Source organism: Nitrincola salilacus, from assembly GCF_046271865.1.
GTDB lineage: Bacteria > Pseudomonadota > Gammaproteobacteria > Pseudomonadales > Balneatricaceae > Nitrincola > Nitrincola salilacus.
This window is the reverse complement of sequence record NZ_CP176580.1, coordinates 3,770,981-3,796,685: the sequence shown is the minus strand read 5'-3', so window position 1 is coordinate 3,796,685 and position 25,705 is coordinate 3,770,981. Positions and strand designations below refer to the sequence as shown.

The 25,705-nt window shown below is 49.9% G+C and carries 24 protein-coding genes; 22 read left to right on the top strand and 2 right to left on the bottom strand.

Features of this window, described 5'->3' with window-relative positions; translation table 11 throughout:
* Positions 1 to 44 precede the first annotated feature (44 nt).
* The 10 genes from ACK3CJ_RS17565 (at position 45) to ACK3CJ_RS17520 (ending at position 12,744) form a co-directional block, all read left to right on the top strand.
* Positions 45 to 1,673 (top strand): protein kinase domain-containing protein, encoded by a 1,629-nt coding sequence (locus ACK3CJ_RS17565; RefSeq protein ID WP_409523506.1) that lies wholly within the window; start codon positions 45 to 47, stop codon positions 1,671 to 1,673.
* Entirely contained in the window at positions 1,670 to 4,315 is a 2,646-nt protein-coding gene (gene tssH, locus ACK3CJ_RS17560; RefSeq protein ID WP_409523505.1) for a type VI secretion system ATPase TssH, read from the top strand. The genes ACK3CJ_RS17565 and tssH overlap by 4 nt, the downstream gene beginning before the upstream one ends.
* Entirely contained in the window at positions 4,312 to 4,977 is a 666-nt protein-coding gene (locus tag ACK3CJ_RS17555; RefSeq protein WP_409523504.1) for a hypothetical protein, read from the top strand. The genes tssH and ACK3CJ_RS17555 overlap by 4 nt, the downstream gene beginning before the upstream one ends.
* 147 nt (positions 4,978 to 5,124) lie before the next feature.
* Positions 5,125 to 5,604, top strand: coding sequence for an Hcp family type VI secretion system effector (locus ACK3CJ_RS17550; RefSeq protein ID WP_409523502.1), 480 nt, complete (start codon positions 5,125 to 5,127; stop codon positions 5,602 to 5,604).
* 169 nt (positions 5,605 to 5,773) lie between these two features.
* Positions 5,774 to 8,596: a type VI secretion system tip protein TssI/VgrG gene (gene tssI / locus ACK3CJ_RS17545; RefSeq protein ID WP_409523501.1), complete on the top strand. Its 2,823-nt coding sequence runs from the start codon at positions 5,774 to 5,776 to the stop codon at positions 8,594 to 8,596.
* 8 nt (positions 8,597 to 8,604) lie between these two features.
* Positions 8,605 to 9,078 (top strand): hypothetical protein, encoded by a 474-nt coding sequence (locus tag ACK3CJ_RS17540; RefSeq protein ID WP_409523500.1) that lies wholly within the window; start codon positions 8,605 to 8,607, stop codon positions 9,076 to 9,078.
* Between the two features lie 128 nt (positions 9,079 to 9,206).
* Positions 9,207 to 9,869 (top strand): pre-toxin TG domain-containing protein, encoded by a 663-nt coding sequence (locus ACK3CJ_RS17535; RefSeq protein ID WP_409523499.1) that lies wholly within the window; start codon positions 9,207 to 9,209, stop codon positions 9,867 to 9,869.
* Positions 9,870 to 9,880: 11 nt separating this feature from the next.
* Positions 9,881 to 10,219 (top strand): hypothetical protein, encoded by a 339-nt coding sequence (locus tag ACK3CJ_RS17530; protein WP_409523498.1) that lies wholly within the window; start codon positions 9,881 to 9,883, stop codon positions 10,217 to 10,219.
* Positions 10,220 to 10,821: 602 nt separating this feature from the next.
* On the top strand, positions 10,822 to 11,262 hold the full coding sequence (locus tag ACK3CJ_RS17525; RefSeq protein ID WP_409523497.1) for a hypothetical protein: 441 nt from the start codon (positions 10,822 to 10,824) through the stop codon (positions 11,260 to 11,262).
* A 111-nt stretch (positions 11,263 to 11,373) separates the two neighbouring features.
* Positions 11,374 to 12,744: a L,D-transpeptidase family protein gene (locus ACK3CJ_RS17520; RefSeq protein ID WP_409523496.1), complete on the top strand. Its 1,371-nt coding sequence runs from the start codon at positions 11,374 to 11,376 to the stop codon at positions 12,742 to 12,744.
* Here ACK3CJ_RS17520 and ACK3CJ_RS17515 read toward each other — a convergent pair.
* Together ACK3CJ_RS17515 and ACK3CJ_RS17510 are read right to left on the bottom strand one after the other, a co-directional pair.
* Complete coding sequence (locus ACK3CJ_RS17515) at positions 12,713 to 13,483, bottom strand: M14 family zinc carboxypeptidase (RefSeq protein WP_409523495.1); 771 nt, start codon at positions 13,481 to 13,483, stop codon at positions 12,713 to 12,715. The two genes, ACK3CJ_RS17520 and ACK3CJ_RS17515, sit on opposite strands and share 32 nt — an antisense overlap.
* A 76-nt stretch (positions 13,484 to 13,559) precedes the next feature.
* A complete protein-coding gene (locus ACK3CJ_RS17510; RefSeq protein ID WP_409523494.1) occupies positions 13,560 to 14,102 on the bottom strand; it encodes an OmpA family protein in 543 nt (180 codons plus the stop codon).
* 368 nt (positions 14,103 to 14,470) lie between these two features.
* On the opposite strand from ACK3CJ_RS17510, the gene rpsB reads away from it, so the two are divergent.
* The 12 genes from rpsB (at position 14,471) to lpxA (ending at position 25,704) form a co-directional block, all read left to right on the top strand.
* Positions 14,471 to 15,208: a 30S ribosomal protein S2 gene (gene rpsB, locus ACK3CJ_RS17505; protein WP_409523493.1), complete on the top strand. Its 738-nt coding sequence runs from the start codon at positions 14,471 to 14,473 to the stop codon at positions 15,206 to 15,208.
* A gap of 108 nt (positions 15,209 to 15,316) precedes the next feature.
* Positions 15,317 to 16,177 carry a translation elongation factor Ts gene (gene tsf / locus ACK3CJ_RS17500; RefSeq protein WP_409523492.1) on the top strand — a complete coding sequence of 287 codons (861 nt, stop codon included), beginning with the start codon at positions 15,317 to 15,319 and terminating at the stop codon, positions 16,175 to 16,177.
* 115 nt (positions 16,178 to 16,292) lie between these two features.
* Positions 16,293 to 17,045 (top strand): UMP kinase, encoded by a 753-nt coding sequence (gene pyrH, locus ACK3CJ_RS17495; RefSeq protein WP_409523491.1) that lies wholly within the window; start codon positions 16,293 to 16,295, stop codon positions 17,043 to 17,045.
* A complete protein-coding gene (frr, locus tag ACK3CJ_RS17490) occupies positions 17,042 to 17,599 on the top strand; it encodes a ribosome recycling factor (protein WP_409523490.1) in 558 nt (185 codons plus the stop codon). Before pyrH ends, frr begins: the two co-directional genes overlap by 4 nt.
* 38 nt (positions 17,600 to 17,637) lie before the next feature.
* Positions 17,638 to 18,402 carry a polyprenyl diphosphate synthase gene (gene uppS / locus ACK3CJ_RS17485; RefSeq protein WP_409523489.1) on the top strand — a complete coding sequence of 255 codons (765 nt, stop codon included), beginning with the start codon at positions 17,638 to 17,640 and terminating at the stop codon, positions 18,400 to 18,402.
* A complete protein-coding gene (locus ACK3CJ_RS17480; RefSeq protein ID WP_409523488.1) occupies positions 18,395 to 19,204 on the top strand; it encodes a CDP-archaeol synthase in 810 nt (269 codons plus the stop codon). Before uppS ends, ACK3CJ_RS17480 begins: the two co-directional genes overlap by 8 nt.
* A 13-nt stretch (positions 19,205 to 19,217) precedes the next feature.
* A complete protein-coding gene (gene rseP / locus ACK3CJ_RS17475) occupies positions 19,218 to 20,573 on the top strand; it encodes an RIP metalloprotease RseP (RefSeq protein ID WP_409523487.1) in 1,356 nt (451 codons plus the stop codon).
* Positions 20,574 to 20,620: 47 nt separating this feature from the next.
* Positions 20,621 to 22,930: an outer membrane protein assembly factor BamA gene (bamA, locus tag ACK3CJ_RS17470; RefSeq protein WP_409523486.1), complete on the top strand. Its 2,310-nt coding sequence runs from the start codon at positions 20,621 to 20,623 to the stop codon at positions 22,928 to 22,930.
* A 9-nt stretch (positions 22,931 to 22,939) separates the two neighbouring features.
* A complete protein-coding gene (locus tag ACK3CJ_RS17465; RefSeq protein ID WP_409523485.1) occupies positions 22,940 to 23,434 on the top strand; it encodes an OmpH family outer membrane protein in 495 nt (164 codons plus the stop codon).
* A gap of 11 nt (positions 23,435 to 23,445) precedes the next feature.
* A complete protein-coding gene (gene lpxD / locus ACK3CJ_RS17460) occupies positions 23,446 to 24,510 on the top strand; it encodes a UDP-3-O-(3-hydroxymyristoyl)glucosamine N-acyltransferase (RefSeq protein WP_409523484.1) in 1,065 nt (354 codons plus the stop codon).
* Positions 24,494 to 24,931 carry a 3-hydroxyacyl-ACP dehydratase FabZ gene (fabZ, locus tag ACK3CJ_RS17455; RefSeq protein WP_409526614.1) on the top strand — a complete coding sequence of 146 codons (438 nt, stop codon included), beginning with the start codon at positions 24,494 to 24,496 and terminating at the stop codon, positions 24,929 to 24,931. Before lpxD ends, fabZ begins: the two co-directional genes overlap by 17 nt.
* A 2-nt stretch (positions 24,932 to 24,933) precedes the next feature.
* Complete coding sequence (gene lpxA, locus ACK3CJ_RS17450) at positions 24,934 to 25,704, top strand: acyl-ACP--UDP-N-acetylglucosamine O-acyltransferase (RefSeq protein WP_409523482.1); 771 nt, start codon at positions 24,934 to 24,936, stop codon at positions 25,702 to 25,704.
* The last annotated feature ends 1 nt before the right edge of the window (position 25,705 follow it).

The window sequence follows — 25,705 nt, the reverse complement described above, 5'->3', positions numbered from 1 at the left end:
CCTTAGGACGATATCAGCTTAAAAGGATGTTGGGTGAGGGGGCAATGTCTCAGGTCTATCTGGCCTATGACCCCAAGCTACAGCGTGATCTGGCGATCAAACTCCTGAAACCGGAGTTTGCTGAAGATGCTCAGCGCGTTGAACTTTTCCTGAATGAAATTCAGCTGTCAGGACGATTGCATCATCCGAATATTGTCTCCATCTTCGATGTCGGGCATGTGGATGAGGTGCACTTTATCCTGATGCAGCACTTCGAATCCCGTAATCTCGAGTCTTGGCTCGAAGATAATCCCGACTTGAGCATCGAAGAGTCACTACGTATTGTGGCGCAGTTACTTCAGGCAATTGAACATGCTCATGCAAAGGGCATCTATCATCGGGACATAAAGCCCAGCAATATACTGATCAATGATGAGGGGCTGGTACAGCTGACCGATTTCGGTGTGGCTTATCAGAAAGAATCCGTTGTGACGGATGATGCGTTTGTCATTGGCACTCCATTCTATATGGCACCTGAGCAGTTGCAGGGGCAGCGACCAACCGCTCAGAGTGATCTCTATTCAATAGGTGTGCTGCTTTACTATCTGGTATTTGGAAAGCTGCCATTTCAGGCCAGTACCCTGAAAGACCTTGATGAACTGATTCAGCGCTCAGAGGTGGATCTGGAATCAAAACAGATACCGTCCAGCCTGAAGAAAGTGATTCGTAAACTGCTGCATAAAAATCCGGCATTTCGTTACGAGTCCGCTACTGAATTGCTTAAACAGCTGGATGCATTGAGTACTGAGCTCAAGGATGATGGCAGGTTACTGCCTTTTCGTATCAGTACCACGTGGCGTAATACGGGATTGGTCGCACTTTTTTTTGGCATGCTGTGTGCCGCTTTGCTGTATTTAACGGTTAATCAGCTCTCGTCCAGTTTGCGCAATACTCTGGTTTCTTATGGCGACATGTTTGTTGCTCAGATGCATGATCATCTGGCCGAGCCGGTATTGTTGGGTGATAGCGCCTCCATGAGCGCAATCATTGATCGCTTTTCGGCGGCAGATGAAATTCTCTATATTCATCTGCTGGATAGCGAAGACCGCATCATGGCTTCCACCGATTCTCTTGAGCCGGGCGACTATTATCAGGCGCCACCTGGGCTTGCGCGGTTACAACTCGACTCACAGTACGATGTTTTTCACTATCCATCGGGTGAGTCTGGTTCAGAAGTTTATCGCTTTTCTGGTCGGATTCAGTATGCCAACTCCACGCTGGGGCGGATCTACGTAGGGATCAAGTCAGAAAATCTGGATGGTATCGTCAACAAAACATTTCTCTATTTACTCAGTTTTATCTTGCTGATCTGTGCGCTGGTCGTTGCCGTCGTATATTTGATCTATCGATATTTTTTCGGGCAAATCAAGTTGCTGAGTGATGCGCTACAAAGTCTTTATGCCGGCAATTTCTATACCCGCCTGAACGTTGAACGCAAGGATGAGATAGGCACACTTAAATCCCAGTTCAATGATCTGGCTGAGCAGTTGGAAAACTTCTTTGACCAACAGCGTGATGGTGCACCCGCTGGTGATCTTAAGGCTGTGCAGGGCTCATCACCGGAAGAGGATGAGGTGCCGATTGACGCAGACAAAACAGTTATATTGAATCTGAACAAAGGGATTGAAGGATGAATGCAAGGGCTCTGATCGGAAAACTTTCGGACACTTCCCGCGAGGGTGTCGAAACGGCAGCCTCGGTAGCTGTGGCACATCGTCACTACGCCGTTGAGCTGGAGCATCTGGTGATTGGGTTGCTGAGGACCGAGTCCAATCAGTTGGCCAGGCTTCTGGCAGCGTACAACTTGAATGCTGTGCGGGTAATTGAAGAGATGGAGCATAATATTGCCCATTTTGATCAGGGCAATAGCCAAGCCCCTGCTTTTTCGTCCAGGGTCATCGAGGTTTTCAAAAAGGCCTGGATGTTATCTAGCCTGGAGTATGGATTTCCTGCCATCGCTTCATCAGCCTGTCTGGTGGTGCTGTTCAAGGATGAGTCTCTCAGATTGCTTATGTTGTCACGTTGCGCATCGCTGCAACAGGTTGATCTGGATGGCATCGTACGTGACGGGCAGCGCTTGGCACGTCAAGAGTTTGCTTCGTTTACCGAGAGTTCAGTTGAGGACGGCACTGAATCACATTTGGAGACGGGTGTGGCCCAGCCTGCATCACGACTCGGAAAACCTTCAGCATTGGATGCCTACACCCTGGATCTTACTGCTCGGGCGAGGGCTGGGCATATAGACCCAGTGGTTGGCCGCGAAGCAGAGGTGCGTCAGGTGATCGATATCCTGTGTCGACGCCGCCAGAACAACCCTATCCTGACAGGGGAGGCGGGTGTCGGCAAAACTTCAATTGTAGAAGGTTTGGCACAACGGGTGATTGAAGGGCAGGTACCTGAAGCCTTGCGGCAGGTCGTGATCCGGATTCTGGATCTGACCCTGCTGCAGGCCGGTGCAGGTGTTCGAGGGGAGTTTGAGCAGCGTCTCAAGTCGGTGATTGAAGAGGTGAAGCAGTCATCGGTGCCCATTATCCTGTTTATTGATGAAGCCCACACTTTGGTGGGTGCTGGTGGAAATGGTGGCCAGGGTGATGCGGCCAATATTCTTAAGCCTGCACTGGCGCGAGGTGAGCTGAGGACCATTGCTGCGACGACCTGGGCTGAGTACAAGAAATACTTTGAGAAAGATGCCGCGTTGACCCGACGTTTTCAGGTGGTCAAGGTTGAAGAGCCCTCCATTGAACAGGCCACAGCGATGTTAAGAGCCGTGGCTGATCGCTTCGAAAAACACCATGGTGTGATGATTCTGGACGAGGCCATTCAGGGTGCCGTTACGCTCAGTAAACGCTATATCAGTGGTCGACAACTCCCCGATGTTTGTATTTCGCTGCTGGATACAGCGTGTTCGCGTGTCAGTATGCAGCATCAAAGCAGCCCTTCGCGCCTGGAAGATGTGCAAGCCTCTATTCAACAACTGAGTCTTCAGATCAAAGGCCTTGAGCGGGAGCAGCAGGCTTATGCTATCGCTCATCCGGCACTGGATCATTTAATGAGTCAGTTGGCTGTTCTGGAGGATGAGCGTCAGGCTATTGAACAGCGTTGGCAGGCTGAGAGCGAGCTGGTGAATGAAATAGTGGCTGTGCGCGATCGACTGCATGAGTCTCCTGAGAATGCTCTCGAGCTGCAACAGCAATTGAGTTACCTGCAGCAGCAACTGCAGCGGCTGCAGGGTGAGCAACCATTGATACGACCACATGTTGATGTACAGGTAGTATCGGAAGTGGTATCAGCGTGGACGGGAATTCCGGCAGGCAAAATGCTGTCCGGTGACGTGCAACGGGTAATGTCATTACGTGAAGATCTCGGCAAACGCATCGTTGGTCAGGATCATGCCTTGGATCGTGTCAGTGAGAGCGTGCGGGTATCCAGCGCCCGCTTGTCTGATCCACGACAGCCGCTGGCTGTATTCATGTTCTGTGGTACCAGTGGGGTGGGCAAAACCGAAACGGCGTTGGCGTTGGCGGATCTTATGTACGGCGGTGAGCAGAATCTCACGGTCATCAACATGTCTGAGTATAAGGAAGAACACAAGGTTTCTCTGCTGATGGGCTCGCCTCCTGGCTATGTTGGATATGGTGAGGGCGGAGTGTTGACAGAAGCCGTGCGCCGCAAGCCATACAGCGTGGTGCTATTGGATGAAATTGAGAAGGCGCATCCCGGGATTCAGGATATCTTTTATCAGGTGTTCGATAAAGGCACACTGAAAGATGGCGAGGGTCGGGACATAGATTTTCGCAACACTCTGATCATTATGACCTCCAATGCCGGTACCGAAACCCTGACAAGTCTGGCCGCCGATCCGGATACGCTGCCAGATGCTGAGCAGCTGGAATCTCTTATCAAACCAGAGTTGTTACGCTATTTCAAACCAGCATTTCTGGGGCGACTGCGTATCATTCCATATCTGCCACTGGAGGACGAAGCCATGACCGGTATAGTTCTCTTGCAACTGAACAAAATTGTACAGCGTATTGCGCAAGAGCATGGTATTCAGCTCAGCTATGATGATCAGTTGTTACAGACCATCGTCTCACGTTGCAAAGAAGTTGATACTGGTGCCCGTAATGCTATTCATATCATCAGTAAGCAGATACTGCCCGCCCTTTCTCTGGTACTGCTCAATGCTCTGACTGACGAACAGCCTCTGCGCACGCTACATTTGTCAGTCGACAGCATGGGTCAGTTCTGTGTCGAGCGAAGCGAACAAGCGTCATGAAGCATACCAGTATCTTGCGCTTACTGCTGGCGTTGATCTTGTATCTGAATGTAAGCCTGTCTGTTGCAGACACTGATAGCTTCCGCTTTGCGTTGCCGGAAAGCTATCAGCCTTTAACCATGACGGCGCACTCGGTTCATCACGGCAATATACTGGTGTTGGCTCCCGAGGGTAGCGGCGCTCCTGGGGAGCAACCCGGGTTTCGCAATATTCGTGTCTTGGTGCTGACAGACTCTGCGGAAGATGCTGGTTTTTCTTCTGCCGGGCAGGGTATCCGAGCTTATGCCAGCTCAATACTGAACAATCTGGATAGCGACTTGGATAGCGACTGCGAGCAATCGAATGTGCATGTCGGCTCCGCAGTTCAGTTGCCTGGTGGACTGGGTATCGACTGGCGTCGTAGCTGCCGTTCAGCGCTGACTGGAGGGCGCTATCTGTCAGAACAAGGGCGTCTTTTTTTTGCGGATACAGGTGTTTATGGTCTGAGCCAGTTTGGTTTCAGTAGCAGCACTAAAGCAGTAATACCTGAAACCGAACGTAACTGGTTTGCCAAGTTTATGTTTAATTCAAACTTCTGCCGCAGTGGTATGAATTGTGGTGATGAAGGCTATTTCCAATCATGGGTTGAGTATCAACCGGAAGAGCCAGCCACCCCTGAATAGATCTGTTTTTCTGTTGCTGTGCAATAGAAAGGTAGGTTTTGTATGGATGCAGGTTTTGGAAAACGTGTATCTGTAAATTTTGCCAGCCCTGCTGGGGTGAAATTCCCGCAGGATGGTTTTTCAAATGTAACCTAAAAGGATGTTTACATGGCTATATATCTCAAGATTGACGGCATTGAAGGTGACGTAACTGAGTCATCACACACGAACTGGGTTGAGTGTGATTCAATGAATTGGAACATCAGTCGTACATTGTCGACTAAACCAGGCCAGGGCAAAGATCGTGAGTCTACGTCGCCGCATATCAGTGAAATTACGCTGACTACGAAAATGGACAAAACATCGCCTGTTTTCTTCTCGGAAGCCTGTGTCGGACAAGGAAAAACAGCTTTGATCCATATGGTGCAAACAAGCCCTAATGGTATTGAAACCTACATGGAATATACGCTGACCAATACATTGATCAGTGGTTACAGTGTAACGGCAGACGAGAACAACCGGCCTAATGAGACCGTGACACTGAACTTTACCAAGGTTGAGATGAAGTATACGCCATGGGATGAGTCGCATCGTCCAGAAGGCAGTGTTCCTGCTGGTTACGATATCGCTTTGGGTGTCAAGCTTTAACAAGACCTCAGGCGGATGTCTACTGGGCGCTAGCCCAGTAGACACTCTTAAGATATCACACATTCACACGACGACATTGAGCTAAGCGGAGCAAGTCTGATTTGACCGGATTTGTCACTCTGGAAAACTAGATATAGTCATTCAGGAATGTGCTTGTAAAGGGATTACCATGGCTCATTTTTCTCAACAACCCCGCCTGCTATCAATCGACAGCCCCCTGGGTCCAGACACCCTCTTGCTGACCCGTATTGAAGGGGAAGAAGCGATCTCGAGCCTGTTCTCATTTGAGATAGAGATGTACTCGCTGCGTGAGACGATCGCTCCGGCAGAGATCGTGGGTAAGAACGTCACCCTCAAACTGATGAAAGCGGATGATCAGGGCCTCAAAACCGATTCCCACACGGTGATCAACGGCTATGTTCGGCAGTTTCGGGGCGATGGCAGCCAACTGCACGACCTGCGCTGTTACTCGGCTGAAGTAGTGCCCTGGCTCTGGTTCTTAACCCAGACCAGCGACTCCAAAGTCTTCCAGCACAAGGATATCCGTCAGATCGCCAGCGAGGTGTTTGCGGCGAACGGCTTCACGGATTTTGAGTTCCGCCTGATCGGCCAACATCCGGTCAGAGAGTACTGTGTTCAATATCAGGAAAGCGACTTCACCTTCTTATCCCGCCTGTTTGAAGAAGAGGGCATTTACTACTTCTTCAAACACAGCGAAGGCCAGCACATACTGGTGCTGGCAGATCACAGCAGTGCCCCCGAAACCTGTGAAGAAAACCAGGTCAGTTATCGCACCGGCTCGCTGAGCCCGCACCATATTCACAGCTGGTCGCACCAGCATGCGTTTCGTACCGGTCGCTATGCCAAGCGCGACTATGACTTCAAAAAGCCACCCGATCATATGCCGACCAAGGTACCGGCTGCGATGGACGTGCCGGGCGTGACCCGCTATGAACACTATCTCTACCCCGGACGCTATGACAACAAAGGCTTTGGTGAACACCTGACACGCCTGCGTATCGAGCACGACGAAGCGCTGCATGATCACGTGCTGGGCAAAAGCATTTGTCGCACCTTCCGCACCGGCCACACCTTTAACCTCACCCGGCATGACGACACCCCGGGCGAGCTGGACACCTACCTGCTGATCAGCATTCAGCATGACGCCTCCGACTACAGCTACACCAGCCGCGATGAAGAGACCCGTGGCTACGAAAACCGCTTTGTCTGCATGCCCGCCTCCCGCGTGTATCGCCCACCGCTGAAAACCGGCTGGCCGAAGATGCTGGGCCCGCAACACGCCGTGATCGTGGGGCCCGCGGGAGAAGAGATCTACACCGATGAATATGGCCGCGTCAAAGTCCAGTTCCCCTGGGACCGCTACGGCCAACACAACGAAAACAGCTCCTGCTGGGTGCGTGTCAGCCATCAGTGGGCGGGAAAAAACTGGGGTTCGATCTATATCCCGCGTATCGGCCAGGAAGTGATCGTCGACTTCTACGACGGCAACCCCGATCGTCCGATCATCACCGGTCGCGTCTACAATGCCGAACAGATGCCCCCCTGGGGTCTGCCAGCGAATAAAACCCAGAGTGGCGTACTGACTCGCTCCAGCAAAGAGGGTACCGCTGAGAATGCCAACTGGATCCGATTTGAAGACAAGATGGGTGAAGAACAACTCTTTATCCATGCGGAAAAGAACCAGGATATCGAAGTTGAAAACGACGAGACCCACTGGGTGGGCCGGGATCGTGAGAAAACCATCGACCGCGATGAAACCGTACACATCAAACGCGATCGTACTGAGCGGGTGGATAATAATGAAACCATCAGCATCGGTAATGACCGCATCGAGGATGTCGGCAACAACGAAACCATCAGCATCGTCAACAACCGCAAGGAAACCGTCGGTGGCAACGAAAAGGTCTCCATCGCCAAAAACCTGACCCACAGCGTCGGCCAGACCGAGATGAAAAGCGTTGGTCTGATGCGCTTCCAGGCAGTGGGCCTGAACGAAACGCTCACCGTGGGTGGCATGCAACAAAGCCTGGTGGGCCTGTCCCGCATTCAGCGCGTGGGCATCAAGGACAGTCTGAAAGTCGGCAAAACGCTGAGCATTGAAGCCGGGGAGACAATCGAGTTAGTCTGCGGAGACTCAAAACTGGTACTTACCCCCAGCGCCATTCATCTGGACACCCCGGACATCCATCTGCTGGGTGGCAAGAGCGTCAATATTGATGGCCGTATGATAAATATCAACGGAAATGTGGCATCGGCTGCGAGGCCAGAGGGGGTCGAAGAGCCGGAAGAGGCATCATTACATGCGATGGATGTATTGACCGCCCCGGAAATCACGGAAGCCCCAGAGCTCGAACTTGAAGCAGCACCCGAAATTGCCGGCGCACCAGTCAAATCATTTGTTGCTGCTGAAGGGGGCGGAGCGGAAGGATCAGGCTTTGGAATCCGTGATGCGGCGTCTATTGGTGTAGGCGCTCTACCTGTTGCAGGCTCGGTACAGTCAGTCGTTGAGCTGATATCGGGTAAAGATTATATTACAGGAGAAGATACCAGCCGTGCGATGGCGGCAGTGGGGATTCTGGCAGGGTTGATACCCTTTGGTAAGGGAGCGCTGAAAGCTGGCTCAAAGTGGTTTGGTTCGCGTAAGGCTGCGGATGCTGGCTTAGCCGGATTATCTAGAAGTCAAATGAAAACGGCTCTGCAATCAGCTCAGATTGCGAAAAAAGGTAGTACTGTTGTAGGCCATGCTCTTTCAAAACATGCAGGTCGAAATCCAGAAATTTGGGGTAAAATGAATGGTTCAATGAACACTTGGAACGATCAAGCTATGAAGCATTTTAGAGATATTATAAGAGGGTCGGGGGAATTCAAGAAAACCACAAGCAATGGAATAGACTTTCTTGAAAAGAGATTGAATGATGGTAGAGGGGCTCGTTTAAATATGGACCACACATTTAAAACATTTATTGATTGAGGCTCTGTGTGACTAACTTAGTTGAAGTTGTTTTTGAGAGTGTTGATGAGGGCTGTATTATTCAATTCTTTCTCATGCTAATTCAGGGATCAAAAAAAATATCTGGATATCAGTGTAGCGAAAATATACCGATGTTTACAGAGGGTGAGTTATCAGAAGAGGAGTTGAGTCGATTTTTGGATTTCAATGGTGATGCTAGCATTTTGATAAATGCTGATGATGTTAAATTAGGTGATGTTTTTCTACCCAATATTCAATTACGGTTGGTCAAGTATGGGTGTGAGTATGATGTTGACTTCAATTTTAACTGTGACGAAATTGAAAATGTTAGTATGGGGGCGTTGATAAATGGCATCCATTCTTATGCTAAAAGCCTTGCTTTAGAGTTTGGTATATCTAGTTATTATGGTGGGATGGAGCCAGCTTCGGATGAAGAAACAAGGTATTTTACAAATGAAGAGGTCGGGCCTTTAATAGCTTAAAAAACCACTATGTCCTCTGGGTGGAAGTGGCGTCAATGTCGATGGTTGCAATATGAACATCAACAACGAGATCGCGGAGCGGCTATATACAAAGGCCAGATGAGCCGGAAGGGGCATCTTTACATGCTATGGATGTATTGACCGCCCCGGAAACCGCGGAAGCCTCTGGATTCGAACCTGGAATAGTCTTAGCGGCCGAAACAGCACCAGAAATTGCCGGCACACCAGTCAAATCATTTGTTGCTGCTGAAGGGGGTGGAGCTGAAGGATCAGGCTTTGGAATCCGTGATGCGGCGTCTATTGGCGTGGGCGCTCTACCTGTTGCAGGCTCGGTACAGTCAGTCGTTGAGCTGATATCGGGTAAAGATTATATTACTGGAGAAGAAACCAGCCGTGCGATGGCGGCAGTGGGGATTCTGGCGGGGCTGATACCCTTTGGTAAGGGGGCGCTGAAAGCTGGCTCTAAGTGGTTTGGTTCGCGTAAGGCTGCAGAGGCTGGAGTAGGTGTTGTAAGGGATATAACTCCGAATGCACAACAGGCAGCTAACGTCAAAAGATTCATCAAGAAAATACCGTCTAACTCTAAAGATAATGTTCAACTACGAGAGTTGCCCAATGGAGGGGTAGCAGTTCAAGCTGAGTCTCCTGGTAAAGTGCTAGGATCAAAAGCTGTTTATGAAAAACAAATAGATGTAGATGGCAAGACTATACAGGCCACGAAAACGACATACGATCCCCAGGGTAATATTGTCCATGTCAAAGATAAACTTAACGGTGGTACCTATCCATAAGGAGTAATGAAATGAGTAGGGTCAAAGTACTAACTGATTTGCTTGAATTTAGTAAGCCAATAGGAATGTTATCGGATAATCTTTCAACTCTTGATTGGGATTATGAAGGTGCGCCACTAATAATCTATTCATCACAAGTTAAAAATGTAATTGAACGTTTTTTTTCTGGAGAAATAACGGCAAAAGAACTAGAAGAGTGGGCGAACTTGATAGAGTGTCGAGAGGATCTTGATTTTGAAGATGAAAAACGTGAAGAGCTAGAGAATGTGATTAATTGTTTGGCAAACCCTGCGTTAGAGGGAGAGATATCAGATGCATCCTGTAAAAAATTATACTTCACATTAGGTTAAGTCATCTAATGACTGAATAAGGAGGGTGTGGGCTAGTCTCTCTCATGAGATAATGATTACGATCAAATGCATTGAGATCAGCCGGATGAATCACAGGCCTTGGAATCCGTGATGCGGCGTCTATTGGCGTGGGCGTTCTACCTGTTGCGGGCTCGGTACAGTCAGTCGTTGAGCTACTATCGGGTAAAGATTGTATTACAGGATAAGATACCAGCCGTGCGATGGCTGCAGTGGGAATTCTGGCGGGGCTTATACCGGGTGGTAAGGGAGCGCTGAAAGCCGGCTCTAAATGGTTTGGCTCGCGTAAGGCTGTGGGTGCTGGGGGAGCTGGGGGAGCTGGAAAGCCCTCATTGTCGGCTCATAAGGAGGCACTCGAAAAAGTGCACCAAGAAGTTGGTAAACTTCCAAAGGGCAAACCGGGGAAATTCGGAAGTCCGCAAGCGGGGGACTCAAAAAAGGGATATCGGCTTGACCCTCCACATGACGGTGTAGCGAAAGGCGATCCTGAGTCCAAATACCATATAAATTGGTGGGGCTACGCCGAAGGGAAACGAGGGAAAGGTGGACGTAGTGGCGCCATATCAATAGAGGAATAGTGTGTTATGGAACAGGTGAAGATAGATAATTTTTACAGGGAAAACCCACAGGTACATTATCCAGAATACGTTACTTTAGATAGTGAAAATTGTGCTAATATACGCGCATCTCTTTCTAAAAAGTTAGGACTTAACACTCCTGCTGATAGCATGACACTGGTCAATTTAGTAGATAGGCATGGAAAATTATGTGAAGAGTTCAATTGTAAGGAAGATGATTTTAACCTGAAGAGAGTGCTGTCTTCTTTAGGAATATCCTGGCCTGAGTATGTGTTCGTCAATTGGTATAGGTACGATATCATCGATAAGTTGAGGCTTTGTGACCTGACAAACTATTTTGATGATATATGGTATGAAGATGTTGACGATATAGATATTTTTGATGACATGCTTGAGTGGGTGTTATCTGTAACTCACTACGGGCAAATAAAGATTTTAAAAATCTGATCCTGCATCGAAAACCGAAGTACCTGCCGCGCCTGAAACAATGCCTGAAATGGCTGAGACACCAGTCAAATCATTTGTTGCTGCTGAGGCCGTCAACGGGTTTTATCTTTAATGTTTTTCAAGGGAATGATGATGCTATTGGCTGGAAAAGCGAGTCGGTTTCTGCTGTTGTTTTTGTGTTTGATGCTATTAGGAACTGGGTTGGCCAGAGCCGGTAAAATGGATAGGCTTTACTTCAATGAGTTTCTTCGGCTGACCGAAACGAGTGCTTTCTGGAAAGACATAGATTTCATCAAAGAGTTGGACGCGCAGATTCAACTTTTGGCCTATGATGGTTTGGCGCCGCATCATTACTCTCTTGCCGATTTGCAAACACTCGAAGCGATACTTTCCACCGAAGGCATATTGCCATTTGATCAGCGCTATGAGGTGGCTGCCAGCTATTTAGAAGCTTTGGCAGACTTGCACTATGGCCCGACTTTACTCGCCGGTCTTGAGCCCTATCTTATTTACCCTGAAGGTAAAAAATCACTGGTTGTTGATCCTGGTCGAATATTGAATATGGCACTGTCTGGGCTTGAAAATCCTGCAGATGCCTTCGATCTGGCCAGGCCGCAGTACTTGCCCTATCAGCAGCTCAGAGCTGCTTATCAGTTCTCGCTGAGTCCTCAGTGGGCAATGGCTGCGGTTCCTGTAGCACTCTCAGATGAGCAATACTTTAAAATTCAGATCAATCTTGAGCGTTTTCGGCGCTTGAGTCATATGGTTAGTGACCAGCTCTTACTAGTGGACATCGCTGGAGCAGAGTTGGCGCTATATGATGGTGAGGCTAAACCCATTGTGCGGCAGTCTTCTCAGATAGGCCGTATTGATCGTCAAACACCTCTATTGTGGAGTGAGATTACACATATTACGGTTAACCCGTCCTGGACAGTGCCTCCGACGGTATACCGGGAGGATATATTGCCTCAGATACGTCGCAATCAGCGTTTTCTTGAAGAGAACCAGATGCAGGTTTTGAATTTCGATGGGCAGCCGATGAATCCTGCTTTGATTAACTGGCGTAATCCTGGGCGTATATTGCTGCGTCAGGCACCAGGTGATCAAAATGAGTTAGGACAAATTGTGGTGCGATTTCCAAATAATGAGGCGATTTTTCTGCATGATACACCTAGCCAAAGCTATTTCAGTCAACCTGTACGGGCGTTGAGTTCCGGTTGCATCAGGCTGCAAGAGGCGCCCGCATTAGCGCGCTGGCTGCTTGCAGTCAGCAACACGGATCAGGTGGACAGGTTGGAAGGGTTGTTGAGCTCTGGTGCCACTCAGGAGTTGTTTCTTGATAGGTCGATCCCTGTGTTATTGGCCTATTGGACTGTTGAGGTAGATGCGGAAATGGGTTTGCATTTCCGGCCTGATATTTATGAGTTGGATACACCGATGCTGGACTTCTTTAAAGATCGGGTGGTGCTTGCGGGTAGGTAATGCCTGCCATGATAGCTTTGCCGTACAGTGTCCAGATCTGACTGGGCTTCAGGAGATCATCCTCAGGTCTCATTTCAAATGTCACGATAGGTATGTGACGTTCAACACCCGCGTAGGTGCCATGAGAGCCAGGGCGAGCACCGAGTCTGCAGATCGGCAGGTCGGTATGGAGTGCCATGGCTCTGCTGATTTGAACAGCAGGACCATCATAATCAATACAGGCCAGAGGTTGGTGAATGGAAATAATCCTGTCAGGAGGGTAGGTTTTCTTGATGTTTATCAACGTCTGGGATTCGGGTTCTGATAAAGCGCGCATACCGAACTGAAGGTTATCAATACGGTTTCGGGTTGGAAAGTTACGATTGAGATCGATACCTCTGGAATTAGCGCGGGATCTGATCAGCAACCCATCTGGGTTGGCAACCGGGATCACAATAGTTCGATTTTGATGGCGCCAGCTTTCCGGAAGTAAGGCAAGTTTCTCGATCAGATACTCTGCCAATGCAGCGCTCGCGGGCTCATTGCCATGAATGGCGCCATAGACCAAGGTGGTTCGTTTACCGCAACCGATACGGGTGTACTCGATAGGGCGTCCGTTGTGCGAGTGCCCAGCGATTCCTTGTTCAAGACTGGGAATATTGCCAGGACAACCCGCTTTTTGCGGCAGCGGACTGCATCCGTAAGTAAATAAAATTGTCAGTGCCAGGCAGGCTGGCACTGCACGTTTAGGTGATCGCATACAAGACTCTCAGGCAGAAACCCTGGCCACCATCCCTGATACAGGTGATGGTGCGCGGTTTAACCTATCCCTGGGATTATTCGAAGATAGTCATTTCGACCCGGCGATTGGCCGCACGGCCTTCGGTTGTGCGATTGTCTGCTATGGGGGCTGACTGCCCCATGCCAGCCACTTGGATGCGATCCATCTGGATACCTTGCTGGCCCAGGAAGTCTGCAACCTGATGCGCTCTGTTTTCAGACAGTGTCTTGTTGTAATCCGGGTTGCCGATATTATCGGTATGACCAGCTACTTCAATGTTCAGGTGAGAGTGGTGCATCAGTGCGGCTGCAACGTCCTTCAGCGCGGTCTGCAGGGGTTGGCTTAAACCGGTGCCATCAAAGTTGAAAGCTTGAATCCCAGGGAATTCGAGCAGCAGAGTGTCGTCATCCTTATACATCATCTGCAGATGAGGAGAGCTGATTAAAGTGTCAGCGACTGAGTGGATTGCTTTGGCATACTGCTCGGAGGCTTGCGTGGTGTCGCTGTCTTGTTCCACCTGAGACTGGTTTGCCGCACAGCCCGCCAACATAAAGCAAGTAAAGCCAACGAACATTGTCTTTCTTATATTAAAGTCCATTTATTCCTCCTGATAGATAAATTATGCGTTCCAGATCGCTACGTCCATTCAGGAGGCGATATTAAGGAGCTTTGTGGGAAAAATCTACTCTAAACTTCATTTGTAGCTGGGGCTTGGTAGGGTGCGGGCAGAGTTCAGATGAGGGTGACTCTGGTGAATAAGCAGGATCAATCAAGTTCAAATCATCTTTGGGTGCAAAGTTTGCTTTAATTTTTTGCATGTCTATGCTATAAAATGCGCTCGAAAAAATTGTGCTTCGGCACGACATTAAAATCACACACCTACCGACACATGTTCCTGGGTGCCGTTCATACGGTTGGAAGATGGGGTAGGTGGAGGTTAAACCCGTTAAATCAGGAATCAAGAACATGGCAAAAGTTTCAATGCGTGACCTGCTCAAAGCAGGTGTTCACTTTGGTCACCAGACTCGTTACTGGAACCCGAAGATGTCAAAATTCATCTTCGGCGCTCGTAACAAAATCCATATCATTAACCTGGAGCACACCCTGCCTGCACTGAACAGTGCGCTGGATGTTGTACAGGCTATGGCTGCAAACAAGAACAAGGTTCTGTTTGTCGGAACCAAGCGTGCTGCCAGCAAAGTGATCAAAGAAGAAGCGTCACGCTCCGGTATGCCTTATGTCAACCATCGCTGGTTGGGTGGTATGCTGACCAACTACAAAACCATTCGTCAGTCTATCCGTCGTCTGCGTGAGCTGGAAACCAGCATGCAGGATGGTACTTTCGACAAGCTGACCAAAAAAGAAGCCCTGATGCGTCGTCGTGAAATGGATAAGCTTGAGCTGTCCATCGGTGGTATCAAAGATATGGGCGGCCTGCCAGATGCGCTGTTCGTTATCGATGTTGATCATGAGCGTATTGCGATCAATGAAGCCAACAAGCTGGGTATTCCTGTTATCGGTATCGTTGATACCAACAGCAATCCTGATGGCATTGATTACATCATTCCAGGCAACGATGACGCGCTGCGTGCGATTCAGATCTATGCCCAGTCTGTTGCTGATGCCTGCATCGAAGGCGCTGGTAACGGCGCGAATGACAAAAGCGAATTCGTAGAGGTTGAGGAGCAGGCAGCAGCTGAGTAATCAGTCTGTAAACTGTACCCGGTAACCTGAGCGATTTCGTAGAGGGGGAGCAAAGCTCCCCTTTTTTGAATTCAGATTAACGCGAATTAAAATTTAGAGGTAAACAACATGGCGAACATCTCTGCTGCGCAGGTAAAAGAGCTTCGTGAGCGCACTGGTTTGGGCATGATGGAGTGCAAAAAGGCACTGGTTGAAGCTGGTGGTGATATCGAAACAGCGATCGACGAGCTGCGTAAATCTTCTGGCCTGAAGGCAGCTAAGAAAGCTGATCGTACTGCTGCAGATGGTGTTGTTGCAGTCAAGGTTGCTGACGACAACAGTTATGCAGTTGTGCTTGAAGTGAACTCTGAAACAGATTTTGTTGCGCGTGATGGCAGCTTCCTGGCCTTTGTTGACACGGTTCTGAACAAGGCGTTTGAGACCAGGAATACTGATGTCGCTGCGTTGATGGCGGGCGATCTGGAGTCTTCTCGTGAAGCGCTGGTGCAGAAAATCGGTGAGAACATCTCTGTGCGTCGCGTTGTAGTAGTGGAAGCACCTGTTGTGGATGCGTATGTTCACAGCAATAACCGTATCGCAGCAGTTGTTGCGCTCAGCGGTGGTAATGCTGAAGCAGCGCGCGATGTTGCGATGCATGTCACTGCGGTTAACCCACGTGTCGTTAAACCTGAAGATATGCCACAGGAAGAGCTGGATCGTGAGAAGTCGATCATCATGGCTCAGCCTGATATGGAAGGTAAGCCTCAGGAAATTAAAGAAAAAATGGCTGTTGGTCGCGTCAAGAAGTATCTGGCTGAAAACAGTCTGAATGAGCAGGCGTTCGTTAAGAACCCTGAGCAGACAGTTGCACAGATGGTCAAGGCTGCTGGTGCTGAAGTCCTCTCTTTCACCCGTTTTTCTGTAGGTGAAGGTATTGAAGTTGAGAAGAAAGACTTCGCAGCAGAAGTTGCTGAACAGCTGAAAGGCTGATCTGTCCGACTGCTCGCGTTCGTCGAGCAGCACTTGTCGCGCAGGAATTTTTCCTGCGCGACATCACGTTTTCTTGTAAACTGTGCCATCTCATGAAAGAGCGGAGAATGCATTGATGCCTGCCACAGATAAGCAATCCCGATATAAACGTATACTGCTGAAGCTCAGCGGTGAAGCCTTGGTTGGCGAAGAAAGTTTCGGTATCGATCCGAAAGTGCTGAACCGCATGGCGCTCGAAATTGGCCAGCTTGTCGGTATCGGCGTGCAGGTTGGTATAGTCATAGGTGGTGGTAATCTGTTCCGGGGCGCGGCGCTGAATGCGGCCGGCCTTGATCGTGTTACAGGTGATCATATGGGGATGCTGGCAACGGTGATGAATGCACTGGCCATGCGTGATGCCCTTGAACGCTGCAATATCGCCACGCGCGTCATGTCGGCTATCCCGATGAGTGGTGTGGTGGATCATTATGATCGTCGTAATGCGATGCGCTATCTGCGTCAAAACGATGTTGTGATCTTCTCGGCTGGCACCGGTAACCCCTTTTTCACTACTGACTCTGCAGCTTGCCTTCGTGGTATCGAGATAGATGCCGATGTTGTGTTGAAAGCAACCAAAGTGGATGGTGTGTATACTGCTGACCCCTTGAAAGATCCTACTGCTGTCAAATATAGTCATCTGACATTTGATGAAGTACTGGAAAAACAGCTGGGTGTGATGGATATGACGGCTATCTGCCTGACGCGGGATCATAATATGCCGATTCGCGTATTTAACATGAATAAACCAGGTGCGTTGGTTAATCTGGTTGTAGGTGGGGATGAAGGAACGCTGATCGATTCTGGTTCCTCTGCAGGAGTTAAAAAATGATTAACGAGATTATAAAAGACGCTGAGTCACGGATGAAGAAAAGCACCGAGGCTCTGGTTGAGAATTTCAAGAAAATTCGTACTGGTCGTGCTCATCCGAGTCTGCTGGATAGCATAATGGTCTCCTACTATGGTTCACCGGTTCCTATTCAGCAGGTGGCCAATATCATGGTTGAAGATTCGCGTACTCTGACCATTATTCCCTGGGAAAAAAAGATGGTTCCTGAGGTGGAAAAGGCGATCATGAAGTCGGATCTGGGCTTGAACCCTAACACTGCCGGTGATGTTATTCGCCTGCCAATGCCAGCGCTGACTCAAGAGTCACGTAAGGGGTTTGGGCGACAGGCCAAGATCGAATCGGAAAATGCCAAGGTCGCGATACGCAATATTCGTCGCGACGCTAATAGCTCCATCAAAGAACTGCTGAAAAATAAGGATATCACTGAAGACGACGAGCGTCGCGGTGAGGATCTGGTGCAGAAGCTGACTGACAAGTATGTGGCAGAGGTTGATGTGCTGCTGAGTAAAAAAGAGTCGGATCTGATGGAAATCTAAGTGCAATGGAGCGGGGTGCATGCCCCCCACGGCTCAATATGTCTGTTCATAATGATATAAAAGCGGGCGGGCACGCCGAGATACCAGAGCATATTGCCATCATCATGGATGGCAATAACCGCTGGGCCAAGCAGCGCCGTCTGCCTGGTCTTGCTGGGCATAAAGCTGGTGTTGACAGTGTGCGCAGCGTGATAGAAGGCTGTCTTGAGCATGGGGTTAAAATCCTGACATTGTTCGCGTTCAGCAGTGAAAACTGGAAGCGGCCAGAGCTTGAGGTCAGAGGGTTGATGGATCTGTTCATGATCTCTCTCGAGCATGAAGCCAAGAAGCTTAATAAACATGACATCTGTCTGCGCATTGTTGGTGATCGCTCTCGCTTCAGCTCGAGTTTGCAGCGCAAGATGTCAGAGGTTGAACGCTTGACGGCGGGGAATCAGGCGCTGATCCTCAATGTCGCAGCCAACTATGGTGGCAGGTGGGATATAGTGCAATCGGTCAGAGCGATCGCATCTGCCTGTATGGCGGGTGAGCTGAGCCCTGAGCTGATAGATGAGCAGTGTTTTTCCGACTACACCAGTCTGAACGGTGTGCCGGACCCTGATCTGTGCATACGCACTGGCGGAGAAAAGCGCATCAGTAATTTTTTGATCTGGCAGTTGGCTTATACCGAGTTCTATTTCACTGATCAGTTCTGGCCCGATTTCGGTAAGCCGGAACTGGCCTCAGCAATTCAGGACTTCTCTAGCCGTCAGAGACGGTTTGGCCGAACCAGTGAACAGGTAGAGGCCCTTAAACGTGTTTAAACAACGAGTGATAACGGGTCTGCTGATTGGGCCAGCGGTGCTGGCTGCAGTATGGTGGTTTCCGATCAGCTGGTTTGCGCTGCTGATAGGTGCTGCAACACTTTATGGCGCCTGGGAGTGGTCCAATTTCTGTCGCTATGGCCTCAGAGAGCGGGTTGTGTTTGTGGTGTTGATTGCGCTGTTGTTGGGCGTGGTGTATGGATTTCTCAATGAGGCTCTGGTATCGACGGTCACGTTGATGGCTGTACTTTTCTGGCTGGCGGCACTGATTATGGTGCTGCGCTATCCATCCTCTTCCTTCTGGTCGAATCAGGCCAATAAAATGTTGATCGGAATTGCGGTGCTGGTACCCGCCTGGCTGGCGATGACGGCCATCAAAGCCTGGACGCACGGTGAGTTCCTGATCTTGTTGCTGTTGGCACTTGTCTGGGGTGCAGATATTGGCGCCTATGCTGCAGGTAAGACGCTGGGTAAACGCAAACTGTTGCCTGAAGTCAGTCCAGGTAAAACTCGCGAAGGTTGTGTTGGCGGGCTGCTTGTATGCGTGTTGGTCGGCGTGGCTTATTCAATGTTGCGAGAACTTCCGCTGACGGCGACGGTCTATTTTGTTCTCTTGTCACTGATTACTGGTATGGCGTCCGTTCTGGGTGATCTGTTTGAGAGTATGCTCAAGCGTGAGCGCGGTATCAAAGACAGTGGTCGTTTGCTGCCGGGTCATGGTGGTGTGCTCGATCGTATTGACAGCCTGACGGCTGCTGCGCCGGTTTTCCTTGCCGGGCTCTATATGGCCCCGCAGATCTAGGAGTAGTTGAATAATGGGTATCGTACAGGCGTTGCTGGCAACGTTGGTGACCCTGGGTCTTCTGGTGACCATACACGAATGGGGACACTACTGGACAGCACGTCGCTGTGGAGTCAAGGTGTTGCGTTTTTCCGTCGGATTCGGCAAGCCTCTTTTCACGTGGAAAGGGCGTGATGGTACGGAGTATGTCATCGCTGCCATTCCACTGGGCGGCTATGTCCGAATGCTGGATGAGCGGGAAGGCTCTGTACCTGAGGATATGCGTGCGCAGGCTTTCAATAACAAGCCAGTGATGCAGCGTTTTGCAATTGTCGCTGCGGGGCCTTTCGTGAATCTGGCCTTCGCAGTGCTTGCCTACTGGTTTTTGTTTGTCTTGGGCACCAGTGTCGTGGTGCCGGTTATCGGAGATGTTCGACCCGGATCACCCGCTGCAGTTGCAGGGGTGGAGATGGGCTATGAGATACTGGAAATCGACGGTAGTCCGGTTCGTTCCTGGAACGATGTAAACCTTCGTCTGGCCGCTCGAGTGGGTGAAACCGGTGTGATAGAGCTGGTTGCACGGCAGCCTGCGCGCTCTGCTGCAAGTACCTATCAAGTGCAGCTGGAACAGTGGCGTGTGGATCTGGAGCGTGAATCACCCATTGGTGCCTTGGGGCTGATACCTTGGCGTCCAGATGTCACGCCGGTACTCGGCCAGTTGGTTGAAGGTGGGGCGGCTGTTGAAGCGGGTCTGCGTAGTGGTGATCATGTACTGGCTGTTGACGGTGACAGTATTTCGAGCTGGTTAATGCTGGTTGAACGCATTCAGCTCAGTGCCGGAACGCCGATTGACCTGACCATTGATCGTGATGGTCTGAGAATGACTTTCAGCGTGACGCCAGCTGCCCGGGTGGGTGAGGATGGCACGGTCACCGGCTTTATCGGTGCAGGGGTGCAGCCGGGTGAATGGCCTCCCGAGATGATACGGGAGATCAAATATAATCCGGCGACTGCATTGGTGATGGGGTTTGAGAAGACCGGGCAGATGATTGGGTTGACGCTGGATGCGATCAAGAAGATGTTTGTCGGCATGTTGTCTGTAAAAAACTTGAGTGGCCCGATAACCATTGCTAAAGTGGCGGGTGATTCGGCAGCGTCCGGGCTTGAAACCTTTATCAGCTTTCTTGCCTACCTCAGTATCAGTCTCGGGATACTTAATCTGCTTCCGATTCCCATGCTGGATGGCGGACACTTGATGTACTATCTGATCGAGATGGTCAGAGGTAAGCCAGTCAGTGAAAAAACGCAGTTGATCGGTTTGAAAATTGGAATGGCGATGCTCTTCAGCTTGATGGCAATCGCGATTGTTAATGATATTGCCCGTCTCTGAAATATCGGACTCTTGATCACATGATGGAACTGAAAAGAATCTTCTCTATGAAACGCTACCTTGCGCTGTTTTTGATCACGCTTTTCTGGGGACTTCAGGCAACTGCATCCTTGTCTTTTACTGTCAGCGATATTCGTATCGAGGGCTTGCAGCAGGTTTCTCCGGGCGTCGTGTTCAGAAATTTTCCGATATCGACAGGCGATCAGATCAGTCAGTCTGAACTGACGGCAGCTACTCGAGAGCTGTTTCGTTCTGGTTTTTTTGAAGATGTTCAGTTGCTTCGGGATGAAGGAGACGTGCTGGTTGTGCGCATCAGAGAGCGTCCTTCCGTTGCGTTGATCAGAATTGATGGTAATAAAGCCATTAAAGAAGAGCAGTTGCGCGAAGGGTTGCGTCAGGCGGGTCTGCAGGAAGGCGATGTGTTTCGTCGTGCTGCGTTGGATCAGATAAGCCTGGAACTGCTGCGTGTATACGGTGCTCAGGGGCGCTACAGCGCAGATATCGATACAGAGGTGGAGTATCTATCCGGGAATCGTGTTGCTCTGAACGTTAATATTCGCGAAGGCCGTATTGCGACCATCCAGCATATCAATATCGTTGGTAATTCAGTTTACTCCAATGAGGAACTGACTGACCTTTTCTCGCTCAGTCTGCCGGGTATGTTCAACTTTTTCACTAAAACAGATGAGTATTCGCGCGAAAAACTGGCTGGTGATCTGGAGCGCTTACGCTCTCATTATCTTGATAATGGTTATATCAACTTCGCCATCGACTCTGCACAGGTGTCGATCACGCCTGATAAGCGGCATGTATATATCACAGTCGATGTGACTGAAGGCGAGCAGTACACGATTCGCGAAGTAGGGCTGGTGGGAAATCTGGTGGTTCCGGAAGAGGAGCTATTGGGTAAAGTCACAATTGAATCGGGTGAAGTATTCTCGCGTCGTGAAATGACTGATGTGCAGGAGCGCCTTGTCAATGCGCTGGGCGATCAGGGCTATATGTTTGCCAATATCAGTCCGATGCCTGAGCTGCATGATGATAATACGGTATCTGTTCGCTATTTTGTTGAACCTGGGCGCCAGACCTTTGTACGACGCATAAACATCCGTGGAAACACACGTACGGCTGATGAAGTCATCCGTCGTGAGCTTGAGCAAATGGAAGCAGGTGTTGCCTCCACCCGAGCTATTGAACGATCCAGAACTCGCCTTGATCAGACTGGTTATTTCAAAGAGGTCAATGTTGAGACGCGTGCTGTCGCCGGAACGGATGATCAGGTAGATCTGGACTACAGTGTGGAAGAAACCCAGCTGGGTCAGCTGACAGCGAGTATCGGTTTTTCTCAGAGTGATGGCATCATTCTGGACTTGGGTGTTTCTCAGGATAACTTCATTGGTACCGGTAAGAGTGTTGCGTTTAACATCTCCAACAGTAAAACCCGTACTGAGTACAGCTTTAACTATCTGGACCCTTACTACACAGTGGATGGTGTGAGTCGTGGCTTCAACTTCTATTATCGCGAGCGCGATTTTGAAGAGGACGATATCAGCACCTATACAACAGATGAGATAGGGACTGGTGTTACCTTTGGTTATCCAATTGATGATAACCAGCGTTTAACTTTCAGTGGCGATGTTGAGTATGTCAAACTGAACACCTTCGAACAGACGGCAGATGAAGTGATCCGTTTTATAGACGAAGAGGGCGATGACTTCCTGAACTGGAAGCTGACAGCTGGCTGGGATTACAATAAGCTCAATAAGGCACTTTTCCCGACTAATGGTTTTGCTCAAGGTGCATCCCTGGAATTGAGTGTCCCCGGTAGTGATCTTGGCTATTATCGTGCTCAATATAATAATCGCTACTTTCTACCACTGGATGAAGGAGAGGAGTGGGTAGTCAGTGTGCGCAGTCGTCTTGGTTATGCTGATAGTTACGGCGACAATGGCTATCCTTTCTTCAAGAATTATTTTGCTGGTGGCTTGAGAACCGTTCGTGGTTATGACAACAATTCATTGGGTCCACGCGACTCCAATGGCGATGCGCTGGGCGGTAACATTCTGGTGTCCGGTAGTGCAGAGCTGATATTCCCTGTACCTTTTATCAAAGATAGATCTGCCTGGCGAACCTTGTTGTTCATGGATGCCGGTAATGTCTATACAACCAAGTGCCTGATTGCAGGAGCAAGTTGCAGTTCGGGTGTTGAGCTTGGAGATTTGAGGTATTCAGTGGGAGTGGGGCTGAGCTGGCTGACACCGATTGGACCCTTGTCGGTATCACTCGGTAAAGGCCTGAATTCGAAGTCAGGTGATGATGAGCAGGTTTTCCAGTTTGCACTAGGTCAGACATTTTAAGGAGTTGTGATGAAATATTTGTTAGGTCTGGCAGTGGTTATGTTGACTGCCGGTATGCATGTGCAGGCTGAAACCATACGTGTTCTTGGGGTGCAAGAGGCTTTGTTGAGCTCACAGGCAGCAGTTGCATTCAGTGAACAGCTTGAGAAAGAGTTTGCAGCAGAGGAGAGTCAGTTGCTGGAGCTGGAAAAAGAAGCTGTGGGTGTCCGCGAAAAAATTCAGCAAAATATGGGGCTGGCATCTGAAGAAGAGATGAATCGCTTGCAGTTGCAGTTCCAGAAGACCGTAAATGAGTATCATGAGCGTGGAGAAGCGTTGCAGCTTAAGCGCATGGAGCGAGAAGAAGCGTTTCTGGCACAGATGAGACCACGTCTTGATCAGGCAATTCGTACCCTGATTGAGGGTGAAAATATCAATATCATTCTGGCCAAGCAGGCAACCGTCTACAGTAGTGGCACGATAGATCTGACACCTCGTGTCATAGAACTGCTGAACCAGCAGTAAGTGGAAAACTGATGACAGCCAGGCACCACTATTCGCTGGCTGAACTGGCTGCCATGGTTGATGGCAGTGTTCAGGGCGAAGATACAACTGTTATTACGGGCCTGGCCACATTGAAATGTGCTGGCCAGGGGCAACTTTCGTTTTTTTCTAACGCACGATACCTCAAAGATCTGCAAACCAGCAGCGCATCCGCGGTGCTGGTTCCTGCTGACCATGCTCAGGACGTTCGTCATGTGGCGATTGTCGTAAAAGATCCCTATCTTGCTTTTGCAAAGCTCAGTGCTCTGTTTGACTGGCGTCAACCTCTGAGGCCCGGTATTGCAGCGACGGCGGTTGTTGAGGCTGGTGCTGCAATTGATCCAAGTGCCGAAATCAGTCATCACTCAGTAATCGGTGAAGAAGCTGTTATCGCAGCAGACGTTTATATCGGTGCGAATACGGTGATTGGTAGAGGTTGTCATATCGGCCAGGGGAGTCGTATTGAGGCGGGTGTTGTGCTGTATCCCGGTACTGAAGTCGGTGCTCGTGCAATTATCCACAGTGGTGCCGTGATAGGCTCTGATGGTTTCGGTTTTGCACCTGAAGCGGGCACCTGGAGAAAGATTTACCAGATAGGTGGTGTCAGCATCGGAGATGATGTTGAGATAGGCTCAGGCGTCACCATTGATCGGGGGGCTCTGGATAATACGGTGATTGAATCCGGTGTGAAGCTGGATAATCAGGTCCATGTTGCACACAACGTGGTTATCGGTGAGCATACGGCAATTGCAGGTTGTACCGGTATTGCCGGAAGCACTAAAATTGGCAGTCACTGTACCATTGCCGGTATGGCGGGTATCGGTGGGCATCTGAATATCGCTTCGAATACCCATATTACGGCCATGACAATGGTCAGCAAGTCCATCAGCGAGCCGGGTGTCTATTCATCCGGTATCGGGATGGGGCCTCATAAGCAATGGAAGCGCAATGTGATCCGTTTTCGTCAACTCGATGAGATGGCAAGGCGGGTTCGTACACTGGAACAGTCGCTCGAGCGAAACTCTACTGAAGGTTGTAATGATGATGGATGTAAATGAAATCCGGGAATATCTGCCACACCGCTATCCGTTCCTGCTGGTAGACCGGGTTCTCGAGTTGGTACCGGGTGAGTCGATTGTTGCCATTAAGAATGTCACGGTAAACGAGCCCTATTTTAATGGTCACTTCCCCGGACATCCGGTGATGCCAGGGGTGCTGTTGGTTGAGGCGATGGCCCAGGCGGCGGGTATACTTGGTTTCAAAACCATGAATAAACGCCCGGAAGATGGTTCTATTTACTACTTTGTCGGTGCTGATGATCTACGTTTCAAGCGCCCGGTGGTACCGGGAGATCAGGTGAAACTGGAGGCCCGGGTAATCTCTGATCGTCGTGGTATCTGGAAGTTTGATGTCAAGGCCAGTGTTGATGGCAACCTGGTGTGCAGTGCTACTATTCTGTGTGCTGACAGGAAGGTGTGAGATTGATTCATCCACAGGCAATCGTTGACCCATCTGCCAGGCTTGCAGATGATGTTGAGGTCGGTCCCTGGACAATCATAGGGGCCGGCGTCGAAATTGATGCGGGAACTGTCATCGGCCCGCATGTTGTTATCAATGGCCCCACGCGCATCGGTCGGAGCAACCGGATTTTTCAGTTCGCATCGGTCGGCGAAGAGTGTCAGGATAAAAAGTACAAGGGTGAGCCTACACGTCTTGAGATCGGCGATCATAACGTCATTCGGGAAGGTTGCACCATCCATCGTGGCACGATACAGGATCAGGGTCTGACCCGTCTTGGCAGTCATAATCTTCTGATGGCTTATACCCATGTCGCGCATGATTGTGTGGTGGGTGATCATGTTATTCTGGCGAACAATGCGGCGTTGGCAGGCCATGTTCATGTCGGTGATCACGCGATTCTGGGTGGGTTTACGGCTGTGCATCAGTTCTGTCATATCGGTGCGCACGTAATGTGTGGCGCCGGCAGTGTCGTGTTGAAGGATATCCCAGCGTTTGTCATGGCTAACGGCAACAGCGCCAGACCTCATGGCATCAATGCAGAAGGGTTGCGTCGTCGCGGCTTCGATGCTGAACAGATCCGTGCGATACGTCAGGGCTATAAAATCCTTTATCGCCAGAATCTGGTTTTTGCCGATGCGCTGCAATCTTTGCAATCTCTCGCTGCTCAGGTCCCGGTTATTCAGCTGCTGATCGATTCACTGGTGGTCTCCGAACGCGGCATCATCCGTTAAG

Bases quoted from the DNA above. Each gene is read 5' to 3' on its own strand.
- ACK3CJ_RS17535 (WP_409523499.1), top strand. From the start codon at position 9,207: ATGGATGTATTGACCGCCCCGGAAACCGCGGAAGCCTCTGGATTCGAA.
- ACK3CJ_RS17465 (WP_409523485.1), top strand. From the start codon at position 22,940: ATGAAATATTTGTTAGGTCTGGCAGTGGTTATGTTGACTGCCGGTATG.
- tsf (WP_409523492.1), top strand. From the start codon at position 15,317: ATGGCGAACATCTCTGCTGCGCAGGTAAAAGAGCTTCGTGAGCGCACT.
- rseP (WP_409523487.1), top strand. From the start codon at position 19,218: ATGGGTATCGTACAGGCGTTGCTGGCAACGTTGGTGACCCTGGGTCTT.
- tssI (WP_409523501.1), top strand. From the start codon at position 5,774: ATGGCTCATTTTTCTCAACAACCCCGCCTGCTATCAATCGACAGCCCC.
- ACK3CJ_RS17530 (WP_409523498.1), top strand. From the start codon at position 9,881: ATGAGTAGGGTCAAAGTACTAACTGATTTGCTTGAATTTAGTAAGCCA.
- fabZ (WP_409526614.1), top strand. From the start codon at position 24,494: ATGATGGATGTAAATGAAATCCGGGAATATCTGCCACACCGCTATCCG.
- tssH (WP_409523505.1), top strand. From the start codon at position 1,670: ATGAATGCAAGGGCTCTGATCGGAAAACTTTCGGACACTTCCCGCGAG.
- rpsB (WP_409523493.1), top strand. From the start codon at position 14,471: ATGGCAAAAGTTTCAATGCGTGACCTGCTCAAAGCAGGTGTTCACTTT.
- ACK3CJ_RS17550 (WP_409523502.1), top strand. From the start codon at position 5,125: ATGGCTATATATCTCAAGATTGACGGCATTGAAGGTGACGTAACTGAG.
- bamA (WP_409523486.1), top strand. From the start codon at position 20,621: ATGAAACGCTACCTTGCGCTGTTTTTGATCACGCTTTTCTGGGGACTT.
- ACK3CJ_RS17555 (WP_409523504.1), top strand. From the start codon at position 4,312: ATGAAGCATACCAGTATCTTGCGCTTACTGCTGGCGTTGATCTTGTAT.
- ACK3CJ_RS17515 (WP_409523495.1), bottom strand. From the start codon at position 13,483: ATGCGATCACCTAAACGTGCAGTGCCAGCCTGCCTGGCACTGACAATT.
- frr (WP_409523490.1), top strand. From the start codon at position 17,042: ATGATTAACGAGATTATAAAAGACGCTGAGTCACGGATGAAGAAAAGC.
- ACK3CJ_RS17565 (WP_409523506.1), top strand. From the start codon at position 45: ATGTCTCAGGTCTATCTGGCCTATGACCCCAAGCTACAGCGTGATCTG.
- lpxD (WP_409523484.1), top strand. From the start codon at position 23,446: ATGACAGCCAGGCACCACTATTCGCTGGCTGAACTGGCTGCCATGGTT.
- pyrH (WP_409523491.1), top strand. From the start codon at position 16,293: ATGCCTGCCACAGATAAGCAATCCCGATATAAACGTATACTGCTGAAG.
- uppS (WP_409523489.1), top strand. From the start codon at position 17,638: ATGTCTGTTCATAATGATATAAAAGCGGGCGGGCACGCCGAGATACCA.
- ACK3CJ_RS17510 (WP_409523494.1), bottom strand. From the start codon at position 14,102: ATGGACTTTAATATAAGAAAGACAATGTTCGTTGGCTTTACTTGCTTT.
- ACK3CJ_RS17520 (WP_409523496.1), top strand. From the start codon at position 11,374: ATGTTTTTCAAGGGAATGATGATGCTATTGGCTGGAAAAGCGAGTCGG.
- ACK3CJ_RS17525 (WP_409523497.1), top strand. From the start codon at position 10,822: ATGGAACAGGTGAAGATAGATAATTTTTACAGGGAAAACCCACAGGTA.